The organism is Streptomyces sp. NPDC014764, assembly GCF_043082785.1.
GTDB classification, from domain to species: domain Bacteria; phylum Actinomycetota; class Actinomycetes; order Streptomycetales; family Streptomycetaceae; genus Streptomyces; species Streptomyces althioticus.
Map to the genome: position 1 here is coordinate 236601 of NZ_JBIBXY010000001.1, position 20770 is coordinate 257370.

16 protein-coding genes are annotated in these 20770 nt (G+C 71.9%); 4 read left to right on the forward strand and 12 right to left on the reverse strand.

Features of this window, described 5'->3' with window-relative positions; all coding sequences use genetic code 11:
• Positions 1-37: 37 nt before the first annotated feature.
• The 4 genes from ACF1AG_RS01075 to coxB all read right to left on the reverse strand — a co-directional run bounded on the left by ACF1AG_RS01075 (position 38) and on the right by coxB (position 4575).
• Positions 38-1324, reverse strand: coding sequence for an Ig-like domain-containing protein (locus ACF1AG_RS01075; RefSeq protein WP_359603229.1), 1287 nt, complete (start codon positions 1322-1324; stop codon positions 38-40).
• A 130-nt stretch (positions 1325-1454) separates the two neighbouring features.
• Positions 1455-1853 carry a cytochrome c oxidase subunit 4 gene (locus ACF1AG_RS01080; RefSeq protein WP_163085277.1) on the reverse strand — a complete coding sequence of 133 codons (399 nt, stop codon included), beginning with the start codon at positions 1851-1853 and terminating at the stop codon, positions 1455-1457.
• A complete protein-coding gene (gene ctaD, locus ACF1AG_RS01085) occupies positions 1850-3586 on the reverse strand; it encodes a cytochrome c oxidase subunit I (protein ID WP_359603227.1) in 1737 nt (578 codons plus the stop codon). Before ctaD ends, ACF1AG_RS01080 begins: the two co-directional genes overlap by 4 nt.
• Positions 3583-4575 carry a cytochrome c oxidase subunit II gene (gene coxB, locus ACF1AG_RS01090; RefSeq protein WP_387794690.1) on the reverse strand — a complete coding sequence of 331 codons (993 nt, stop codon included), beginning with the start codon at positions 4573-4575 and terminating at the stop codon, positions 3583-3585. Before coxB ends, ctaD begins: the two co-directional genes overlap by 4 nt.
• Before the next feature lie 273 nt (positions 4576-4848).
• Here coxB and ACF1AG_RS01095 point away from each other — a divergent pair, with 273 nt between their 5' ends.
• Complete coding sequence (locus ACF1AG_RS01095; protein ID WP_359603225.1) at positions 4849-6237, forward strand: aminotransferase class V-fold PLP-dependent enzyme; 1389 nt, start codon at positions 4849-4851, stop codon at positions 6235-6237.
• A gap of 17 nt (positions 6238-6254) precedes the next feature.
• On the opposite strand, the gene ACF1AG_RS01100 is transcribed toward ACF1AG_RS01095, so the two are convergent.
• Complete coding sequence (locus ACF1AG_RS01100) at positions 6255-7229, reverse strand: carbohydrate kinase family protein (RefSeq protein ID WP_359603223.1); 975 nt, start codon at positions 7227-7229, stop codon at positions 6255-6257.
• A gap of 129 nt (positions 7230-7358) precedes the next feature.
• On the opposite strand from ACF1AG_RS01100, the gene ACF1AG_RS01105 reads away from it, so the two are divergent.
• Both ACF1AG_RS01105 and ACF1AG_RS01110 read left to right on the forward strand, forming a co-directional pair.
• Positions 7359-7568 (forward strand): hypothetical protein, encoded by a 210-nt coding sequence (locus ACF1AG_RS01105; protein WP_359603221.1) that lies wholly within the window; start codon positions 7359-7361, stop codon positions 7566-7568.
• Between the two features lie 143 nt (positions 7569-7711).
• Positions 7712-9829 carry a hypothetical protein gene (locus ACF1AG_RS01110; RefSeq protein ID WP_391809164.1) on the forward strand — a complete coding sequence of 706 codons (2118 nt, stop codon included), beginning with the start codon at positions 7712-7714 and terminating at the stop codon, positions 9827-9829.
• 90 nt (positions 9830-9919) lie between these two features.
• Here the strand turns inward: ACF1AG_RS01110 and erpA are convergent, their stop codons facing one another.
• Complete coding sequence (erpA, locus tag ACF1AG_RS01115) at positions 9920-10276, reverse strand: iron-sulfur cluster insertion protein ErpA (RefSeq protein ID WP_019522019.1); 357 nt, start codon at positions 10274-10276, stop codon at positions 9920-9922.
• Between the two features lie 285 nt (positions 10277-10561).
• Here erpA and nadA point away from each other — a divergent pair, with 285 nt between their 5' ends.
• Positions 10562-11746 carry a quinolinate synthase NadA gene (gene nadA, locus ACF1AG_RS01120; RefSeq protein WP_359607922.1) on the forward strand — a complete coding sequence of 395 codons (1185 nt, stop codon included), beginning with the start codon at positions 10562-10564 and terminating at the stop codon, positions 11744-11746.
• A gap of 18 nt (positions 11747-11764) precedes the next feature.
• Here the strand turns inward: nadA and ACF1AG_RS01125 are convergent, their stop codons facing one another.
• The 6 genes from ACF1AG_RS01125 to ACF1AG_RS01150 all read right to left on the reverse strand — a co-directional run bounded on the left by ACF1AG_RS01125 (position 11765) and on the right by ACF1AG_RS01150 (position 20561).
• On the reverse strand, positions 11765-14002 hold the full coding sequence (locus ACF1AG_RS01125) for a serine/threonine-protein kinase (protein ID WP_359607920.1): 2238 nt from the start codon (positions 14000-14002) through the stop codon (positions 11765-11767).
• A 117-nt stretch (positions 14003-14119) separates the two neighbouring features.
• Entirely contained in the window at positions 14120-17263 is a 3144-nt protein-coding gene (locus ACF1AG_RS01130) for an efflux RND transporter permease subunit (protein ID WP_391809165.1), read from the reverse strand.
• A 159-nt stretch (positions 17264-17422) separates the two neighbouring features.
• Entirely contained in the window at positions 17423-18112 is a 690-nt protein-coding gene (locus ACF1AG_RS01135; protein ID WP_359605292.1) for a response regulator transcription factor, read from the reverse strand.
• A gap of 22 nt (positions 18113-18134) precedes the next feature.
• Positions 18135-19358 (reverse strand): histidine kinase, encoded by a 1224-nt coding sequence (locus tag ACF1AG_RS01140; protein WP_359605294.1) that lies wholly within the window; start codon positions 19356-19358, stop codon positions 18135-18137.
• A gap of 109 nt (positions 19359-19467) precedes the next feature.
• The gene (locus tag ACF1AG_RS01145; protein ID WP_359605296.1) at positions 19468-19749 is read right to left on the reverse strand and encodes a hypothetical protein; all 282 of its coding nucleotides are present in this window, start codon (positions 19747-19749) and stop codon (positions 19468-19470) included.
• Positions 19750-19769: 20 nt separating this feature from the next.
• A complete protein-coding gene (locus ACF1AG_RS01150) occupies positions 19770-20561 on the reverse strand; it encodes a PspA/IM30 family protein (RefSeq protein WP_359605298.1) in 792 nt (263 codons plus the stop codon).
• Positions 20562-20770: the final 209 nt, after the last annotated feature.

The following is a 20770-nucleotide window of genomic DNA, read 5'->3' on the forward strand; positions in this document are numbered from 1 at the left end:
GGCCGCCCGTGGGCGTGCGCGGCGGCCCCGCGGTGCCTCACGCGGCCGCGGGCCGCAGCCGTGCCACCTGCTGGGCGGTCTCGGGGGTCTTCCCGCTGCCCGTGAGGGCGCTGCCCTCGCGCCACTTGTCCCAGTCGAGGTTCCAGTCGCCGAAGCCGTTGCCGAACGGCTCCATGACGTCGCCCTCCGAGTTCACGACCTCCACGAGGTCGCCCTGGCGGAAGGCGTCGAAGAACCACTCGGCGTCGGCGGTGCTCATCCCGACGCAGCCGTGGCTGACGTTGGCGTAGCCCTGTGAGCCGACCGACCACGGGGCGGCGTGCACGTACTCGCCGCTCCAGGTGACCCGCGTCGCGAAGTGCACGTCCAGGTCGTACGACTCGGCGGAGCCCTCGGCGATGCCGACGGTGGTGCTGCGCATGCGTACGAAGCGTTCCTTGGCGAGCACCACCTTGACTCCGTTGCGGGTCTCGAAGCCGGGCTTGCCGGTGGTGACGGGGATCTGCTTGATCTCCTCGCCGTTCTTGTAGACCGTCAGCCGGTGCGCGGCCGCGTCCGTGACGGCTATCACTCGGTCACCGGTGCGGATGGAGAGCGGCTCGGCCGCGTCGCCGCGCAGCCGGTCGCCGATCTTGATGCCCTCCAGGTTGCTGCGCACCTGGACGGTGGCGTTGGCCGGCCAGTAGTCCTTGGGCCTGAAGTGCAGCTTCTTGTCGTCGACCCAGTACCAGGCACCGGTGACGGAGGGCGTGGAGTCGACCTTCAGGCCGCGTTCCACCACGGCCCGCTGCGCGGGCTCCTTGACGGGCTCGCTGAGCTCCGCGACGAGCGGCTGTCCCACGCCGTACGTGCCCGCCTCGGGGCCGAAGGTGACGCCCAGGCGCTTGGCGGTGCCGGGCTTGCCGGTGGTGAAGGTGAGGACCTTGCGGCCGGGTCTGCCGTCCTCGTCCTCGGTGCTCACGCGGACCGTGTACTGCGCGGAGGAGGCCAGCGGGGTGGTGCTGTGCCAGCGGCTGCCGTCGGCGGCCAGTTCGCCCGCCAGGTGCCGTCCGGAGGCGTCCACGGCGACGACGTCGGTGATGCGCCCGTCGGAGTCCTCGGCGGTGATCTCGAGGGGCTTGTCGGGGTCGGCGGACTTTCCCTCGTCGAGGGAGTCGCTGAAGGAGATCTGGTCCGCCGCGTCGTACGGCTCGGCGGACAGCGGGCTGCCGTCTGAGGAGCAGCCGGTGACGCCCGCGCCGAGGGCCGCCACCAGCAGCGCGCAGCCGGCGAGGCGGGCCCGCGTGCCGCGGAGGCCGGTGCGGGGGGACTCTGTGTCTCTCATGGCCCCACGCTAGGGAGCCGGGCGGGTCCCGGCTCACCGGGCGGTCCGAACGGGTGAGGCGGACGCGGCAAAAGCGGGAGCCCGGACCCTCCTGACGGAGTGTCCGGGCTCCCGGGTGCCGTGTGGCGTGTTACTGGGTGCGGTTCTCACCGCGGTAGTACTCGAAGACCCAGCCCCACAGACCGATGAGCAGCAGCGGCGCGGAGAAGTACATCAGCCACCAGCCGATCGCCACGCCCGCGAAGGCGAAGGCGCCGCCCGCGGCCAGGACCAGGGGCTGCCAGCTGTGCGGGCTGAAGAACCCGACCTCGCCGGCGTCGTCGGCGACGTCCGCCTCCTTGTTGTCCTGGGCGCCCACGTCGACCCGCCGGGCGGTGAAGCCCAGGTAGAAGCCGATCATGATGCTCAGGCCGAAGGACAGGACGAGGGCAGTGGTGCCGACCGGCTCCTTCGACCACAGGCCGTAGACCACGGCCATGGCCAGGAAGAAGAGGCTCAGCCACATGAACATCTTGCCCTGGATCTTCACTTGCCGGCCTCCTTGCCGCCGGAGAGGGCCTTCTCGCCGTGACCGGCGTTCTCGAGCTCGTCGAGCGCGGCGATCTCCGGGTGGTGCAGGTCGAACGCCGGGGATTCACTGCGGATCCGCGGCAGGGTGAGGAAGTTGTGCCGGGGCGGCGGGCAGGAGGTCGCCCACTCGAGGGAGCGGCCGTAGCCCCACGGGTCGTCGACCTCGACCGGCTTGCCGTACTTGGCGGTCTTCCACACGTTGTAGAAGAACGGCAGCAGCGACATGCCGAGGAGGAACGACGCGATCGTCGAGACCGTGTTCAGGGCGGTGAAGCCGTCCGCGGCCAGGTAGTCCGCGTACCGGCGCGGCATGCCCTCGACGCCCAGCCAGTGCTGGACCAGGAAGGTGCCGTGGAAGCCGACGAACAGCGTCCAGAAGGTGATCTTGCCGAGCCGCTCGTCGAGCATCTTGCCGGTGAACTTCGGCCACCAGAAGTGGAAGCCGGCGAACATCGCGAACACCACGGTGCCGAACACCACGTAGTGGAAGTGCGCCACCACGAAGTAGGAGTCGGAGACGTGGAAGTCCAGCGGCGGCGAGGCCAGGATGACGCCGGTCAGACCGCCGAAGGTGAACGTGATGAGGAAGCCCAGCGTCCACAGCATCGGTGTCTCGAAGGACAGGCTGCCCTTCCACATGGTGCCGATCCAGTTGAAGAACTTCACACCGGTCGGGACCGCGATCAGGAAGGTCATGAAGGAGAAGAACGGCAACAGCACACCGCCCGTGACGTACATGTGGTGCGCCCACACCGTCACCGACAGACCCGCGATCGCGATGGTCGCGCCGATGAGACCCATGTAGCCGAACATCGGCTTGCGGGAGAACACCGGGATGATCTCGGAGACGATGCCGAAGAACGGCAGCGCGATGATGTACACCTCGGGGTGACCGAAGAACCAGAACAGGTGCTGCCAGAGCAGCGCTCCGCCGTTCGACGAGTCGAAGATGTGCGCCCCGAACTTGCGGTCCGCCTCCAGGGCGAACAGCGCGGCAGCGAGCACCGGGAAGGCCAGCAGCACCAGCACACCGGTGAGCAGCACGTTCCAGGTGAAGATCGGCATGCGGAACATCGTCATGCCGGGAGCGCGCATGCAGATGATGGTGGTGATGAAGTTGACCGCGCCGAGGATGGTGCCGAAGCCGGAGAGGGCGAGGCCCATGATCCACATGTCGGAGCCGATGCCCGGCGAGCGGACCGCGTCCGACAGCGGCGAATAGGCGAACCAGCCGAAGCTGGCGGCGCCGTCCGGCGTCAGGAAGCCGCCGACCGCGATGAGCGAGCCGAACGAGTAGAGCCAGTAGGCGAACATGTTCAGCCGCGGGAACGCCACGTCGGGCGCGCCGATCTGCAGCGGCATGATCCAGTTCGCGAAGCCGGCGAACAGCGGCGTCGCGAACATCAGCAGCATGATCGTGCCGTGCATCGTGAACGCCTGGTTGAACTGCTCGTTCGACACGATCTGCAGACCCGGGCGGGCCAGCTCGGCGCGCATCACCAGGGCCATCACGCCGCCGATGACGAAGAAGACGAACGACGTCACGAGGTACATCGTGCCGATCGTCTTGTGGTCGGTGGTCGTCAGCCACTTGACCACGACGCTGCCACGGTTCTGGCGCCTGACCGGCAGTTCGTCCTCGTAGTGGGACCCAGCTGCCGCGGCACCCTTGGGTTCGTTGAGGATGCTCACAGGATGTTCGACTCCCGGTTCTTCTCGGGGCCGGACTGCTCGATGCCCGCGGGCACGTAGCCCTGCTGCCCCTTCTTCGCGAGGTCCTTCAGGTGCTGTTCGTACCGCTCGGGGGAGACGACCTTCACGTTGAACAGCATCCGGGAGTGGTCGACGCCGCAGAGTTCGGCGCACTTGCCGAGGAAGGTGCCCTCACGGTTGGGGGTCACCTCGAAGGCGTTGGTGTGGCCCGGGATGACGTCCTGCTTCATCAGGAACGGCACCACCCAGAAGGAGTGGATGACATCACGCGAGGTCAGCACGAAGCGGACCCGCTTGCCCTCGGGCAGCCACAGGGTGGGGCCCGGGTTGTTGGTCTGCGGGTTCCGGGTTCCGGGGATGCCGCAGTCGTAGACACCGCCGGCGTCGGCCGGGAAGGCCTCCTTGTAGCGGTCCGGAATCGCGTCGAGTTCCTTGGACGTCTTGGCGTCGCCCGTGGAACCCTCGACGTTCTCGACGTAGTTGAAGCACCAGCTCCACTGGAAGCCGACCACGTTGACCGTGACGTCGGGCTTCTTCTCGAGCTTCAGCAGCTCGGATTCGTCGCGGGCCGTGAAGTAGAAGAACACCGAGACGATGATGAGGGGGACCACCGTGTACAACGCCTCGATGGGCATGTTGTACCGGGTCTGCGGAGGTACCTCGACCTTGGTGCGGCTGCGCCGGTGGAAGAAAGCACTCCACAGGATCAGGCCCCACACCAGCACGCCGACGGCGAGCGCGGCCGCCCAGGACCCCTGCCACAGGGAGAGGATCCGCGGAGCCTCTTCCGTCGTGGGGGTGGGCATGCCAAGGCGGGGGAAGTCCTCCCATGTGCAACCGGTGGCGGTCGCCAGGACCAGGCCCGCGGTCAGTGCCTGCAGCAGCTTCCGCCGCATCGGGCGCCGCGGCTTGGGGGTACCGCCCACGCCTTCCAGGCCGTGGGGGAGGTCGGAGCCGTTGGGACTCACGTAGCGCCTTCCCGAGAGTCTCGCCCGCGCTGTTCGGCTGCGGCCTGCCCTTCTCGCCGGTCGGTCGCCGCCCTGCGTCGGGCAGGGGTTTGGATGTTTATGCGGACCAAACCCTAGCCGACGCCCTCCGAGGGGTCGCGGGGAGGGGTGCCGTACGCGCCGCGGGTTACGTCGAGCGCCTCGTCATCCGGGGGTACGGGCGTCGTGGCGGCTGGGCGTCGTCGTGGTCGATCGCGCAGTTCCCCGCGTCCCTGAGGGGGTTAGCGTTGCCGTGTGTCCTACTTCGATGCTGCTTCCGGTGCTCCTCTCCACCCTGTTGCCCGTCAGGCTCTGCTGGCGTCGCTGGACGACGGGTGGGCGGATCCGGCGCGGCTGTACAAGGAAGGGCGGCGGGCTCGGCTGTTGCTCGACGCCGCCCGGGAGGCGGCCGCCGAGGCCGTGGGATGCCGGCCCGACGAGCTCGTGTTCACCCCGTCCGGGACCGCGGCGGTGCACACCGGGATGGCGGGGGCGCTGGCAGGCAGACGGCGCACCGGGCATCACCTGATCGTGTCAGCGGTCGAACACTCTTCTGTACTCCATGCGGCGGAAGTTCACCGGGACGGCGGCGGCACGGTCACCGAGGTCCCGGTGGACCGCACAGGTGCCGTACGCCCGTCCGAGTTCGCCGGGGCGCTGCGGCCGGACACCGCGCTGGCCTGTCTGCAGTCCGCCAACCACGAGGTGGGCACCCTCCAGCCGGTGGCCGAGGCGGCGGAGGCCTGCCGGGCCGCCGGGGTGCCGCTGCTGGTGGACGCGGCGCAGTCGCTGGGCTGGGGTCCGGTGGAAGGCGACTGGTCGCTGCTCGCGGCGAGCGCCCACAAGTGGGGCGGGCCCTCGGGGGTGGGTCTGCTTGCCGTGCGCAAGGGGGTTCGGTTCGCGCCCCAAGGGCCGCGGGACGAGCGGGAGTCGGGGCGGGTGCCCGGGTTCGGGAATCTCCCCGCGATCGTGGCCGCGGCGGCGTCGCTGCGGGCGGTGCGGGCGGAGGCCGCCCAGGAGGCGGCCCGGCTGCGTGAACTGACGGACCGCATCCGGGCGCGGGTGCCTGAGCTGGTGCCGGACGTGGAGGTGGTCGGGGACCCGGAGCGGCGGCTGCCGGGCGTGGTCACCTTCTCCTGTCTCTATGTCGACGGGGAGACCGTGCTGCACGAGCTGGACCGGGCCGGGTTCTCCGTGTCGTCCGGCTCGTCCTGCACCAGCAGCACGCTGACGCCCAGCCATGTGCTGAGGGCGATGGGCGTGCTCAGCGAGGGCAACGTCCGGGTCTCACTGCCGCCGGGCGCCGAGGAGGAGGACGTGGAGCGCTTCCTCGACGTGCTGCCGGGGGTGGTCGCCGGGGTGCGGGAGAAGCTGGGCGCGCCGGTGTCCCGTACGGAGACCGTCACACGGGAGCGGGACGAGGCGCTGGTGGTGGACGCACTGGGGCGGCGCTGCCCGATCCCGGTGATCGAGCTGGCCAAGGTGATCGGCGACGTGCCGGTGGGCGGTCTGGTGCGGGTCCTCGCCGACGACGAGGCGGCCCGGCTCGACATCCCCGCGTGGTGCGAGATGCGCGGCCAGGAGTACGTCGGCGAGCAGCCGGCGGACCGGGGCGCGGCCTACGTGGTCCGCCGGCTGTCGTGAGGTGACCGGGGCCGGCCTCAGCCGAGGTGCTCGCGCACCTCGGTGGCGGCGTCGTCGCCGTAGGCCTTGGTGAAGCGCTCCATGAAGTGACCGCGGCGCAGCTGGTACTCCTGGGTGCCGACGGTCTCGATGACGAGGGTCGCCAGCATGCAGCCGACCTGCGCGGCGCGCTCCAGCGAGACGCCCCACGCCAGGCCGGACAGGAAGCCGGCGCGGAAGGCGTCGCCGACGCCGGTGGGGTCGGCCTTGCGCTCCTCGTCGGGGCAGGCGACCTCGATGGTCTCCTCGCCGGCCCGCTCGATGCGCACGCCGCGCGCGCCGAGGGTGGTGACCCGGTGGCCGACCTTGGCGAGGATCTCCTCGTCGCTCCAGCCGGTCTTGGTCTCGATGAGCCCCTTCTCGTACTCGTTGGAGAAGAGGTAGGTCGCCCCTTCCAGCAGTATCCGGATCTCCTCGCCGTTCATACGGGCGATCTGCTGGGAGAAGTCGGCGGCGAACGGGATGCCCCGCGAGCGGCACTCCTCGGTGTGCCGGAGCATCGCCTCCGGGTCGTCGGCGCCGATGGACACCAGGTCGAGGCCGCCCACGCGGTCGGCGACGGTCTTCAGCTCGATCAGCCGCGCCTCGCTCATGGCGCCCGTGTAGAAGGAGCCGATCTGGTTGTGGTCGGCGTCCGTGGTGCACACGAAGCGGGCGGTGTGCAGCGTGTCGGAGATGCGGACGGAGTCGGTGTCGACGCCGTGCCGCTCCAGCCAGGCACGGTACTCGTCGAAGTCGAAGCCGGCGGCGCCGACCAGGATCGGGCGGGTGCCCAGCTGGCCCATGCCGAAGGCGATGTTCGCGCCCACCCCGCCGCGTCGCACGTCGAGGTTGTCGACCAGGAAGGACAGCGAGACCGTGTGCAGCTGGTCCGCGACGAGCTGGTCGGCGAACCGGCCGGGGAAGGTCATGAGGTGGTCGGTGGCGATGGAGCCGGTGACTGCGATGCGCACGGCGTGGATTCTCCTGAGGGAGGGGGTTTGACACTTCACGCTACCGGGTGGGGACGGCCCGTAGAAGCAGCCGAAACTACCCGATAGTAGCTCTTTCCTGGCGGCTGTCGGCGTGCATACGGTGCGAACATGACGAACATCAAGGTCCACGCCCCCGCTCCGGTCGACCTCGAGGGCGACTTGACCTCGCTGCGCGGTGACTGCGCCCGGATGGTCCCGCACTGGGCGGCGCCCGAGCGGACGGCGGCCCGGCCGGTGTCGCCCTCCCTGATCCACGGGGTGGACGTGCCGCCCTCCTCGGCGCGGATGCTCGACGCCATGTCCGACTACGGCGACTGAGCGAACGCGGGGAACCGCGCGCTCCCCCACTGCGTCCCATCGCTGTCCCCCGTAGAGGGGATGCGGGATACGAACCCTCGGCAGCCCGGGTGCGACCGGGCAGGGTCCGCATGGGACAGCTGTGCAGGCGAAGGAGCGATGCGGTGAACACCGAGCGACCCGACCACGACGACGAGCGGCGCTCCGTCTCGGGCGACGCGCCCGACACGGAGGGCGCACGGCCGCGCACCACCTCCTCGGAGGCGGCCGCCTCCGGCACGGACGCCGTGGAGACGCGTGGCGCGGCGGCCGAGGACACGGAGGGCTCCGGGACATCCGGCCCGGCCGAAGACGCGGGGCCCGAGGCCGGGGACGCCGGGGCCGGGGACGTCGGCGCGGCCGGGGAGCACGGCCCGGCCGAAGACGCCGGGGACGCTGGGCCCGAGGCCGGGGACCTCACGCGGGCAGGTGAAAGCGGCACGGCCGATCGGCCGCGGGAGAAGCAGGACGGCCCCGCCGAGGCCCGGGCGAGCGTGAACGCCGACGGACAGCTCCCGGCCGCGCCCGGCGACACCGCCGCCGGTGCGGAAGGGGCCGGACCGAGGGCGGCGGACGCCGACGCCTCCGTGCCTTCGGGGCTGACGAAGCCGGAAGCGACCGGCCCGCACGACACCGACGCGTCCCGGACCGGACAGGCCGGGGACGACGCGTCCACGCCGGCCGACGCGCCCGCGAGCACCGGCGCCACCGAACCCCCCACCCCGCCGGCCGGCGACGAACACGCGTACACCGCTCCCGAGCCCGTGGTCGGCGGGAGCCGGGACGCGGACCGTGGGTCCGAGGGGCCGGTCCGTCGGCGCACGCCCGCGTTGGTCGCTTCCGTCGCCGCCGCCGTGCTGCTGGTCGGTGGCGGCGGGGCGTATCTCGCGGCCGGGACGGCCGGGGATTCCGGGGGCGGCGCGACGCCGGGGGCGAACGGCGACACCACTCCCCCGCCGCTCGCCCTGGACGGCTACTCCGAGAGCGGCCCGAACGGCATCGCGCCGGGCGAGCCCAACCCGTACGGCGCGACCTACCGCGCCGAGGGCGCCCTCCCCGGCGGTCCGGACGCGGCGCCCGTGTTCCACGCGCGGGGCCGGGTCACCGAGGACCGGGTGGTCGCGCTGGCCGAGGCGCTCGGGGTCGAGGGCCGGCCGGTGGCCGAGGGCGGCTCCTGGCGTATCGGCGGCCAGGACGGCTCGGGTCCGACCCTGCGCGTCGACCAGCAGGCCCCCGGCACCTGGACGTTCAGCCGGAACATCCCCGGCAGCGACAACTGCAAGGGCGCCACCTGCAAGGCCCCGACCGGTGCCGGGACGACCGCGGTGAGCGAGGAAGCCGCGAAGAAGGCCGCCGCGCCCGTGCTGAAGTCGGTGGGCCAGGACGACGCCAAGCTGGACGCGGGCCAGGTGCTGGACGGCAGCCGCGTGGTGAACGCCGAGCCGGAGGTCGGCGGGCTGCCGACGTACGGCTGGACGACCGGCGTGGTCGTCGGGGCGAGCGGCGAGGTCGTCGGCGGCAGCGGGCGGCTCGCGGAACCGGTGAAGGGCGACGAGTACCCGGTGGTGAGCGCCCAGGAGGCGCTGGACGCGATGAACGGGGCGCCCGGCGCCGGCGACCGGGTGGAGATCGGCGGCTGTGCCACCCCCGTACCGCTGGACGAGGGGCAGCAGCAGGAGGAGCCCTGCGCCCCGGCGAAGCCGGCCGGTGACACCGTCGCGGTCGACGGGGCGGTGTTCGGGCTGGCCGCGCACTCGGTGGACGGGCGTCCCGCGCTGGTGCCGTCATGGCTGTTCGAGGTGCGCCCGGCGGGGTCCGACAACCCGTTCACGGTGACGCATCCGGCGGTTGAGCCGGAGTTCCTCGCCGCGCCGACGGGGTCCGGGGAGCGTCCGGGGGATGAGCCGTCGGGCCCCGGTGACGAGCCGACGTCCGCGCCGGCCACCCGTGACGTCGAGGTGGAGGGCTACACGGCCGAGGGCGACGAGCTGACCGTGACGTTCACGGGCGGCGTCTGCGCCGACTACAAGGCGACGGCGAGCGAGAGCGGCGGAAAGGTCACCGTGCGGGTGACCGAGACGCCCTGGCCGGACAAGGTGTGCATCCTGATCGCGAAGCAGTACGAGCAGACGCTGCGGCTGGACGCCCCGCTGGGCGACCGCCAGGTGGTGGCGGCGGACGGCGAGCCGGTGCCGCTGCACAAGGGCGGCGCCCGCCTGCCCGCACCACCCGCCGCCCGCTGAACAGCGCACGCGCGCATGACGAAGGCGGCGGACCCGTGGTCACGGGTCCGCCGCCTTCGTCATGCGGTCCGCCGGGCGGACCGGCGGTGCTCAGCTGAAGGAGTCGCCGCAGGCGCAGGAGCCCGTGGCGTTCGGGTTGTCGATCGTGAAGCCCTGCTTCTCGATGGTGTCGACGAAGTCGATGGTGGCGCCGCCCAGGTACGGGGCGCTCATGCGGTCGGTGACGACCTTCACACCGCCGAAGTCCTTCACCACGTCGCCGTCGAGCGAGCGCTCGTCGAAGAAGAGCTGGTAGCGCAGGCCGGAGCAGCCGCCGGGCTGGACGGCGACGCGCAGGGCGAGGTCGTCACGGCCTTCCTGGTCGAGCAGGGCCTTGACCTTGGACGCGGCGGCGTCGGTCAGGACGATGCCGTCGGTGACGGTGGTGGTCTCGTCCGATACGGACATCTACATCTCTCCCGGGTTGTACGGAGACTGCTTGCCGACGGTTGCAACCGGCGGGACCGCGGATTCATTCCGGGCCGGGCGCGTGATTTCCTCGCCTCGCTCTTCATGCTCGCACACGCGGTGCGGAGCGGAAACCGTCGCTTGCGGGGGCCCGTGGGGATGTACGAGCGGCCGCCGGGATTCACGTCACATGGACGCTATGGCCATCGTCAAAGTGACGTGAACCGGTTATGATAGATAGCGTCAAATCGACGAGAAGTCGCCAGAACAGAAAGGGTGCGTGTCGTGACCACCGCCCAGACCCCGGAGCTCGACGTCCAGCCGACGCCTCTCGCCCTGCTGCTCCTCGGCCGCGAGGCCGACCCGAGGAGCGAGCGCGGTGTGGAATGCCCCGGCGACCTCCCCTCCCCGTCCGACCCGGACCTGGTGGAGCGCGCCCGCGCGGCCAAGGAGAAGCTCGGGGACAAGGTCTTCGTCCTCGGCCACCACTACCAGCGTGACGAGGTCATCCAGTTCGCCGACGTCACGGGCGACTCCTTCAAGCTGGCGCGGGACGCCGCCGCGCGTCCCCAGGCCGAGTACATCGTGTTCTGCGGTGTGCACTTCATGGCCGAGTCCGCCGACATCCTCACCGGCGACGACCAGAAGGTGGTCCTCCCCGACCTCGCGGCCGGCTGCTCCATGGCGGACATGGCCACCGCCGAGCAGGTCGCCGAGTGCTGGGACGTGCTGACCGATGCCGGGATCGCCGAGCAGGTCGTCCCCGTCTCGTACATGAACTCCTCCGCCGACATCAAGGCCTTCACCGGCAAGCACGGCGGCACGATATGCACCTCGTCCAACGCGAAGCGCGCCCTGGACTGGGCGTTCGAGCAGGGCGAGAAGGTCCTCTTCCTCCCCGACCAGCACCTGGGCCGCAACACGGCGGTGCGGGACATGGGCATGTCGCTGGAGGACTGCGTCGTCTACAACCCGCACAAGCCGAACGGCGGCCTGACCGCCGAGGAGCTGCGCGCCGCGAAGATGATCCTGTGGCGCGGCCACTGCTCGGTGCACGGCCGCTTCAGCCTGGACTCGGTGAACGAGGTCCGTGAGCGCATCCCGGGCGTCAACGTCCTGGTGCACCCCGAGTGCCGCCACGAGGTCGTGGCCGCGGCCGACTACGTCGGCTCGACCGAGTACATCATCAAGACGCTGGAGGCCGCCCCGGCCGGCTCCAAGTGGGCCATCGGCACCGAGCTGAACCTCGTCCGGCGCCTGGCGAACCGTTTCGCGTCCGAGGACAAGGAGATCGTGTTCCTCGACCGCACGGTCTGCTTCTGCTCCACGATGAACCGCATCGACCTCCCCCACCTGGTGTGGGCCCTGGAGTCCCTCGCCGAGGGCAACCTGGTCAACCGCATCGAGGTGGACAAGGAGACGGAGGCGTTCGCCAAGCTCGCCCTGGAGCGCATGCTGGCCCTGCCGTAGCCGGCCGCCGCCCCGCCCTCACCCCGGCACGGGCTCCCGGTCGGGGTGGGCGGGGTCGAGCGTGAACAGACCGCCCTCGTACGTGGTGACGACCAGGGCGCCGTCGTTCAGCAGCACCTGTGACGACTCCCGGCCCACGTTCACCGCCCGCCGGGCACGCGGCAGGGTCTCCCACAGCAGGGTGCCCTTCGTGGCGTCGAGGGCGGCGACCCGGCCGCTGGCGGTGGAGAGGTGGACCGTCCGGGCACGCGGGTCGTGGGTGACGCCGGAGGGCTGCTCCAGGCTGGTCCGGGTGGTCCACAGCCGTGCGCCGGTCCGGGCCGACACGGCGGTGAGCCGGCCGGAGGACGAGGTGCACCACAGGACGCCGTTCGCGAGCGTCACGTCTCCTTCGAGCTCGTGCGCGAGCCGGGTCGTGGTGGAGCGGCCCGTGGTGATGTCGACCAGCCGGATGCGCGTGTACGCGTCCCTCTCGTCCTCGGACCGGTCGAGCAGGAGGACGCGCCCGCCGAGCGATCCGAGGAGCTCGGAGTCGTAGGGCACCTCGGCGGTGTGCGCCGTGCCGTCGGTTCCGTCCAGGGCCAGGAGCACCCGGCTCTTCGCGGGCGCCTGGCCCGGCCCGCACAGCAGGAGGGCGTCGGCGCGGGAGCCCGCCCATTCGCAGTACTGCCCTTCCGGCAGCGCGGCCGTCCAATGCTCGGCGCCGGTACGTGCCGAGCGGGCGACGAGCGACCGGCCGTTGTCGTCGTCCGGGGCGACCACGAGGTCGCCGTGGAGGTGAGCGCGGGCCTGACTGGCGTTCAGGCCGCGGTGCCACAGGCGCTTCCCGGTGCGCGCGTCGAGGGCGCTGACCGAGGTCCGGATCTCTCCGTCCTGGCTGGGGAGGTACTGCTGCTCGACCACCACCGTGCCGTCCGCGACCCCGAGTACGGAGAAGGCGAACTCGCCTTCGCCCAGGGCGGAGGGCACCCCGTCGGCGCGCCAGACGACCCGCCCGGTGAACGCGTCGATCCGCAGGGGCAGTGTCCCGTCCCCCGCGCAGAACACGGCGTTCCCGTCAGCCGCACACTGCGGGGCGGAGAAGCCGCCCAGCCCGGCCACGTCGGACGCCCGTCGTACCCCGCTCGCCGCTGTCGCCTCCACCGTCGTCTGCCACGGCCGCCAGCCGTCCGGCGGGGCGGCCCACCGCGAGGACGCGGCGACGTCCGTGCCCTTCCGGCGGCCGTCGTCCCCGGGGCCGGAGAGGACGTAGGCCGTCAGCCCGAGGGCGAGCGCGACGGCGGTCCCGGCCACGGCCCACAGTCTGCGGGCACGGCCCCTGCGGGCGGGCGGCTCCGAGGCGGACAGGGCGTCGGAGCCGGTGTCGGGGGCTCCGGCGGGCTGTGTCCGTACGGTGGCCAGCTCGCCGGTGCGCAGCCGGACCGTGGCGCTCTCCTCGTCGCCGCTCTCCGGCAGCGCGGCCATGAACCCGGTTGCCAGGGAGCCCGGTTCAGGCCGCTCACCGGGGTCCTTGGCCAGGCAGCGCTCCAGGACCGGGCGCAGCTGGTCCGGCACGTCGTCCAGGACCGGGTCGTCGTGGACCACCCGGTAGGCCGTCAGATAAGGGCTGTCCGCGTCGAAGGGGCCGCGGCCGGTGGCGGCGAAGACGATCAGGGCGCCCAGGGAGAACACGTCGGAGGCGGGGCCCACCGAGCGGGCGTCGGTCAGCTGCTCCGGGGACATGAACGGCGGGGTGCCGATCATCTGGCCGGTCTCGGTGAGGGTGTTGTGGTTCTCGGCCGCGCGCGAGATGCCGAAGTCGATGACGCGGGGGCCGTCGGGGGCCATCAGCACGTTGGCGGGCTTGAGATCGCGGTGGACGACCCCGGCGCGATGGATGTCCCGCAGCGCCTCCACCAGGCCGAGCGCCAGCCGTCGCAGCTCGGTGCGGTTCAGCGGGCCCTCGTCGCGGATCCGCGCGGCGAGCGAGGGACCGGGCACGTACTGGGTCGCCATCCAGGGGCGTTCGGCGTCCGGGTCGGCGTCCACGACAGGGGCGGTGAAGACGCCGCTCACCTTGCGGACAGCGGCGATCTCCCGGCGGAAACGGGTCCGGAAGACGGGGTCCTCGGCGTACTGGGCGTGCACCACCTTCACGGCGACCTCGCGGCCGGACCGCGATCTGCCCCGGTAGACGGCCCCCATGCCGCCGGCGCCGAGCCGGTCCAGCAGCCGGTATCCACCGACCGACTTCGGGTCGTCCTTGCGCAGCGGCACCCCGAGCCCCTCCCCCGTGAGCCAGTTCGAGGCCCCAGCATATGTAACGGCGGGACGGCGACGGCCGGGCCCGAACCGGTTGTTCCGGTTCGGGCCCGGCCGTCACGGGTCACGCGGTCAGACGGACGCGGGCCGCGTCTCGTCGGAGGAGGCGTCCGGCGCGGGCGCCGGCTGCTCGGGCAGGCCCGCCTTGCCGGCCCGCTTCTCCGCGCGCTTCTTCGCCCGGCGCTCCTTGCGGAGCTCCAGCATCGCGTAGAGCGTCGGGACCAGGAGCAGGGTGAGCAGGGTCGACGTGATCAGGCCGCCGATCACCACGACCGCGAGCGGCTGGGCGATGAAGCCGCCCTCGCCGGTGACGCCGAGCGCCATCGGGAGCAGGGCGAAGATCGTCGCCAGGGCCGTCATGAGGATCGGGCGCAGACGGTGGCGGCCGCCCTCGATCACGGCCTCGATGATGCCGTGCCCCTGCGCGCGGTACTGGTTGATCAGGTCGATGAGCACGATCGCGTTGGTGACCACGATGCCGATCAGCATCAGCATGCCGATCATCGCGGGGACGCCCATCGGGGTGCCGGTGATCAGCAGCAGGCCGAGCGCACCGGTCGCCGCGAACGGCACGGACACCAGCAGGATCAGCGGCTGGGCCAGCGAACGGAAGGCGCCGACCAGCAGCATGAACACGATGGCGATGGCGGCCAGCATGGCCAGGCCCAGGTTGACGAAGGCCTCGTCCTGGTCCGCGGTCACACCGCCGATCTCGGCCGTGGCGCCGGCGGGCAGCGTCAGCTCGTCGAGCTTCTTCTGCAGGGCCGTGCCCACGGCGCCCGTGTTCTCGTCGAGCGGGCGGGCGGTGACGGTGGCCGCGCGCTGGCCGTCGATCCGGGTCATGGAGACCGGGCCGTCGACCTGCCGGACGGTGGCGATGTCACCCAGCTTCACCGGGCCGAGGGGCAGAGTAAGCAGCTGCTCCACGGTGGTGGCGGGCCGCGCCGAGCGGATCACGATTTCCCGCTCGGTGTCGTCGAGGACCGCCTTGGCGGCCGGGGTGCCCTTCACCGACTGGGCGACGGCCATCCCGAGGGTCTGGGCGTCGAAACCGGCCGCGGCCGCCTTGTCGTTCGGCGTGACCGAGATGCGGGGCACGCTCTGCGCCAGGTCGCTGGTGACGTCGGTGACGTCGTCCAGCGAGGCCACCGCGTCGCGGACCTGCTCGGTCGCCTTGCGCAGCACCTGCGCGTCGGCCGCCTTGACGGTCACGCTGAGGTCCTGGCTGCCGAAACCGTCACCGGCCGCCACCTTGGCGGTGCCGATGCCGTCGAGCTCCGCCAGCCCCTTCTCGATGCCGTCCCGCACGTCGTCGGAGGACGCGGAGTCCTCCAGCATGACCTGGTAGCTCGCCTGGTTGGTGTCGGTGCCGCCGCCGAAGGCCGCCATGAAGCCTGACGAACCGATGGTCACCTGGTAGTCCTCGACGCCCTCGGTGCCGGCGAGCAGCTTCTCGACCTTCTTCACCTGGGCGTCGGTGGCGGCCAGGCTGGTGCCCGGCTTCAGCTTCTGCTGGACCGAGAGGACCTGCTGCTCCCCCGCGTCGAAGAAGTTGGTCTTCAGCAGCGGGGCCATCGCGAGGGTGGCGAGCAGCACGACGACGGCGATGGCGACGCTGGCCAGCCGACGCCGGGTGGCGAACCGCAGCACCGGCACGTACGCGCGCTGCAGGCGGCTCCTGGCCTCCTTCTCCTCCGCCAGCCGACGGGCCTCCTCGGCGTCCTCCGGGGTGCCCTTCGGCGGCCGCAGGAACCAGTACGACAGCACCGGGACGACCGTCAGCGACACCAGCAGGGACGCCAGCAGCGCGGCGGTGACGGTGAGGCTGAAGGAGCCGAACAGCTCGCCCACCATGCCGCCGACCAGGCCGATCGGCAGGAACACGGCGACGGTGGTGAGGGTGGCGGAGGTGACCGCGCCGGCCACCTCTCGCACCGCGTTCATGATCGCGGCCTGGCGTTCCTCGCCGTAGCCGAGGTGCCGTTTGATGTTCTCCAGGACGACGATGGAGTCGTCGACGACCCGGCCGATGGCGATGGTCAGGCCGCCCAGGGTCAGCATGTTGAGGGACAGGTCGCGGGTCCACAGCACGATCAGCGCGAGCACCACCGACAGCGGGATGGACACGGCGGTGACGAGGGTGGAACGGACCGACGCGAGGAAGACCAGGATCACCAGCACGGCGAAGAGCAGGCCGAGCGCGCCTTCGGTGGTGAGGCCGTCGATGGCCTTGGAGACCGCGGGGCCCTGGTCGGCGACGACGGTGAGGGTGGCGCCCTTGCCGAGGTCCTCGCGCAGTCCGGGCAGCTTCTTCTCGACGGCCTCGGAGATGGCGACCGCGCTGCCGTCGTGGTCCATGGTGGCCATGACGGCGAGGCTGGGCCTGCCGTTGGTCCGGGTGAGGGAGTCGGAGGCCGCCTCCTCCTGCCGGACGGTGGCGACGTCGCCCAGGCGGACCGGCTTGCCCTCGCCGGGGCCCGCCGTGACCATCAGGTCCTGGATCTGGCGCACGGAGGTGAAACCGCCGCCGACCTGGACGGTGCGGTTGGCGCCGTTCTCGTCGAAGGAGCCCGCCGGGACGGTGGCACCGCCCGCCTGCAGGGCCTGCGCGACGGAAGCGCCGGTCAGGCCCGCCCTGGCGAGCTTCGCCTCGTCGGGGACGACGGTGACCTGGACGTCGCGCACGCCGTCCACCAGGACCTGGCCGACGCCCTCGATGCCCTTCAGCGCGGGCACCACCGTGCGGTCCAGCTGGTCGGCGAGCGCCTGCTGGTCCTTGTCGGAGGTGACGGCGAGGACCACGGCCGGGAGGTCGTCCGTGGATCCGGCGACGACCTGCGGGTCCACCCCGGACGGCAGGCGGGCGCCGGCCCGGTTGACGGCCTGCTGCACGTCGGCGACGAGCTGCTGGGAGTTGTTGCCGTAGTCGAAGGACGCCATGATCACGGCGTTGCCCTCGCTCGCCTTCGAGGTGACGCCGGAGATGCCGTCGACGGCCTCCAGGCTGTCCTCGATGGGTTCGACGACCTGCTTCTCCACCACGTCCGGGGAGGCGCCCTGGTAGGGGGCGATCACGGAGACCATGGGCAGTTCGATGGTGGGCAGGAGCTGCTGCTTGAGCTGGGGTATCGCGATCGCCCCGAAGACGAGCGCGATGATCGACATCAGTCCGATCAGCGCCCGTTGCGCGAGGCTGAATCTGGACAGCCAGGACATGGGTCAGGGTCTCTTTTCCGTCGAGCGGCGAAGGTCCGGCAGACGGGCGCGCGCACAGTGGGCGGCCCGCTCTACACCCTGGGCCATGGCCCGGGGCCGATCCGTGGTCCCGAGGTCCGATTCTTCACACGGCGCCTACTCCCGCCGCAGTACTCCCCGCTACGCCTGGTCCGTCCTCGGACGGACCAGGCCGGACTCGTAGGCGATGACCACGAGCTGGGCCCGGTCGCGGGCGCCCAGCTTGGCCATGGCGCGGTTGACGTGGGTCTTCACGGTGAGCGGGCTGACCTCGAGGCGCTCGGCGATCTCGTCGTTGGAGTGGCCGCCCGCGACCTGGACCAGCACCTCCCGCTCCCGCACGGTGAGCGAGTCGAGCCGCTCGGCGCGCTCGGGGTCGCCGTCGGGGCCGGGCGGGCCGTCCTGGGCGAGGAACCGGGCGATCAGGCCCTTGGTGGCCTGCGGGGACAGCAGCGCCTCTCCCCCGGCGGCGATACGGACGGCGCCCAGCATCTCGTCGGGCTCGGAGCCCTTGCCCAGGAAGCCGGACGCGCCGGCCCGCAGCGACTGCACCACGTAGTCGTCGACCTCGAACGTCGTCAGTATGACCACCCGCACCCCGTCGAGCGCGGGGTCGGCGCTGATCTCACGGGTGGCGGCGAGCCCGTCGGTGCCGGGCATGCGGATGTCCATGAGGACCACGTCGGGGCGGTGTTCGCGCGCCAGCCGGACGGCCTCGGCGCCGTCGGACGCCTCGCCGACGACCTCCATGTCCGGCTCGGAGTCGACGAGGACGCGGAAGGCGCTGCGCAGCAGGGCCTGGTCGTCGGCGAGCAGGACGCGGATCGTCATGCGGGCTCCAGCGGGGCGTCGGTCACGGGCGGCCGCCGGGGGCGGCGGAGGTGCGGGGCTCGACGGGAAGGATCGCATGCACGCGGAAGCCGCCCCCGTAGCGGGGGCCGGTGGTCAGGGTGCCGCGCAGGGCGGTGACGCGTTCGCGCATGCCGAGCAGTCCGTGCCCGCCGCCGGGCGCGGGGTGATGTCCGTCGTCGTTGCCGTCGTCGAGCACGGTGACCTCGATGTGCGGTCCGACGCGTACGACGCTGACCTCGGCGCGCGCGCCGGTCCCGGCGTGCTTCTGCACGTTGGTCAGTGCCTCCTGGATGATCCGGTACGCGGCCAGGTCGACGGCCGCGGGCAGTTCGGTGCCCTGGTCGGCGCGGGCGACCTCGACCCGGAGTCCGGCGTTGCGGAACGTGGCGGCGAGTTCGTCGAGGCGGTCGAGTCCCGGTGCGGGCTCGGTGGGCGCCTCCGGGTCGCCGGACTGCCGCAGCAGGCCGACGGTGGCGCGCAGTTCGCCGAGCGCGTGGCGGCTGGCCTCACGGACGTGGGCGAGGGCCTCCTTGGCCTGGTCGGGGCGTTTGTCCATGACGTGGGCGGCGACCCCGGCCTGCACGTTGACCAGGGCGATGTGGTGGGCGACCACGTCGTGCAGGTCGCGGGCGATGCGCAGCCGCTCCTCGGCGACGCGGCGACGGGCCTCCTCCTCGCGGGTGCGTTCGGCGCGTTCGGCCCGCTCGCGGATGGCCTGGACGAAGGCGCGGCGGCTGCGGACGGCGTCTCCGGCGGTGGCGCCGATGCCGGTCCAGGCGAGGATCGCCAGGTTCTCCTGGGCGTACCAGGGCAGGGGCCCCGCGGCCATCGCGGCGCCGGTGAGGACGGTCATGGTGAGCAGGCCGAGCCGCCAGGTGGTGGGGCGGTCGGTGGAGGCGGCGACGGTGTAGAGGGCGATCACCGCGCACATGGCGACGGGGGTGCGCGGGTCGCCGGTGACGGACTCGACGACGGAGAGGCCGCCCGTGACGCCGAGCACCGTCCGCGGGGCGCGGCGGCGGAAGACGAGCGCGGCGGCGCCGAGCGTCATCAGGACCAGGCTGAGCGGGTCGGGGGTGCGCAGCCCCCAGCTGACCCCGTCGGGGTCGTGCGGTTCGACGAAGGACCCGGCGACCATGCACAGCAGGACGCCGACGGCCAGCACCGTGTCCACGGCGGCCGGGTGGGCCCGCGCCCGGCAGCGGGCGCGTGTCAGGGTGCTCACGGCTGGTTGCGGTGACCGGGGCGGACGCCCGTGCGGCGCGGCCCCGGCTCCCCCCTCTCTGCGGACTGCCTTGTCGCTGACGGCGGACCCGGTCGGTCCCGGGGACGTCTCAGGTCCCCGGGATGAGGCCGTCGTCGGTGAGGAGGCCGCGGACCTCCTCGAGGGTGGCGTCGGGGGACGGGAGGATGAGGTCGGACGGCTCCAGGGAGTCGTCCGGCAGCGGCTCGCCCAGCTCGTGCACCTTGTCGAGCAGTGCCTGGAGCGTGGTGCGGAAGCCGGGCCCGTCGCCGTTCTCCATCTCGGCGAGCAGTTCCTCGTCCAGCTTGTTCAGCTCGGGCAGCCTGCTCTCCTCCAGCGTCAGCTGCCCCTCCCCCATGATCCGTACGATCATGTCGCCCTCCTCGGCGTGGGCTACTGCTTGTCGAAGCGCGGGGTGTCCTGCGGCTGCTGCTGGGCCTGCGGCTGCGCCTGGCCCTGGCCGCCCTCGATGGCCTGCCGGTCGCCGGAGGAGCCTCCGGCCAGCTCGGCCTTCATGCGCTGCAGTTCGAGCTCCACGTCCGTGCCCCCGGAGAGGCGGTCCAGCTCGGCCTGGATGTCGTCCTTGTGCATGCCGGACTGGTCGTCGAGGGCCCCGGAGGCGAGCAGCTCGTCGATGGCGCCGGCCCGCGCCTGGAGCTGGGCGGTCTTGTCCTCGGCCCGCTGGATGGCCAGGCCGACGTCGCCCATCTCCTCGGAGATGCCGGAGAAGGCCTCGCCGATCCGGGTCTGCGCCTGGGCGGCGGTGTAGGTGGCCTTGATGGTCTCCTTCTTGGTGCGGAAGGCGTCCACCTTGGCCTGGAGGCGCTGCGCGGCCAGCGTCAGCTTCTCCTCCTCGCCCTGGAGCGTGGCGTGCTGCGTCTCCAGGTCGGTCACCTGCTGCTGCAGCGCGGAGCGGCGGGAGAGAGCCTCGCGCGCCAGGTCCTCACGGCCGAGCGCGAGCGCCTTTCGGCCCTGGTCCTCCAGCTTGCCCGACTGGGACTGGAGCTGGTTGAGCTGGAGCTCCAGGCGCTTGCGGCTGGTCGCCACGTCGGCGACGCCCCTGCGGACCTTCTGGAGCAGCTCCAGCTGCTTCTGGTACGAGTAATCGAGGGTCTCGCGCGGGTCCTCGGCCCGGTCAAGGGCCTTGTTCGCCTTCGCGCGGAAGATCATCCCCATACGCTTCATGACACCGCTCATGGGCTTCGCGCGCCCCCTTCTGACGGACTCCAGCTCCAGTGACTGCCTCAGAACCCACAGTACGGGCCCTGCATCCATTACCGCACTGTTCGGGGACGGATGCGCTCATCCCCAAGGACGACTGAGTACCCTCCTGATCCGGCGTAGGGAGTAGGTGGCTCCCGGGGTGGCGGCCGACGGCCGTCCCGGAGGCCCCC

What these genes read in the sequence shown, in the direction of transcription:
- ACF1AG_RS01075 (WP_359603229.1), bottom strand. Translation starts at nt 1,324, where the DNA reads ATGAGAGACACAGAGTCCCCCCGCACCGGCCTCCGCGGCACGCGGGCC.
- ACF1AG_RS01105 (WP_359603221.1), top strand. Translation starts at nt 7,359, where the DNA reads ATGACGAACATCAAGGTCCACGCCCCCGCTCCGGTCGACCTCGAGGGC.
- erpA (WP_019522019.1), bottom strand. Translation starts at nt 10,276, where the DNA reads ATGTCCGTATCGGACGAGACCACCACCGTCACCGACGGCATCGTCCTG.
- ACF1AG_RS01130 (WP_391809165.1), bottom strand. Translation starts at nt 17,263, where the DNA reads ATGTCCTGGCTGTCCAGATTCAGCCTCGCGCAACGGGCGCTGATCGGA.
- ACF1AG_RS01135 (WP_359605292.1), bottom strand. Translation starts at nt 18,112, where the DNA reads ATGACGATCCGCGTCCTGCTCGCCGACGACCAGGCCCTGCTGCGCAGC.
- ACF1AG_RS01145 (WP_359605296.1), bottom strand. Translation starts at nt 19,749, where the DNA reads ATGATCGTACGGATCATGGGGGAGGGGCAGCTGACGCTGGAGGAGAGC.
- ACF1AG_RS01150 (WP_359605298.1), bottom strand. Translation starts at nt 20,561, where the DNA reads ATGAAGCGTATGGGGATGATCTTCCGCGCGAAGGCGAACAAGGCCCTT.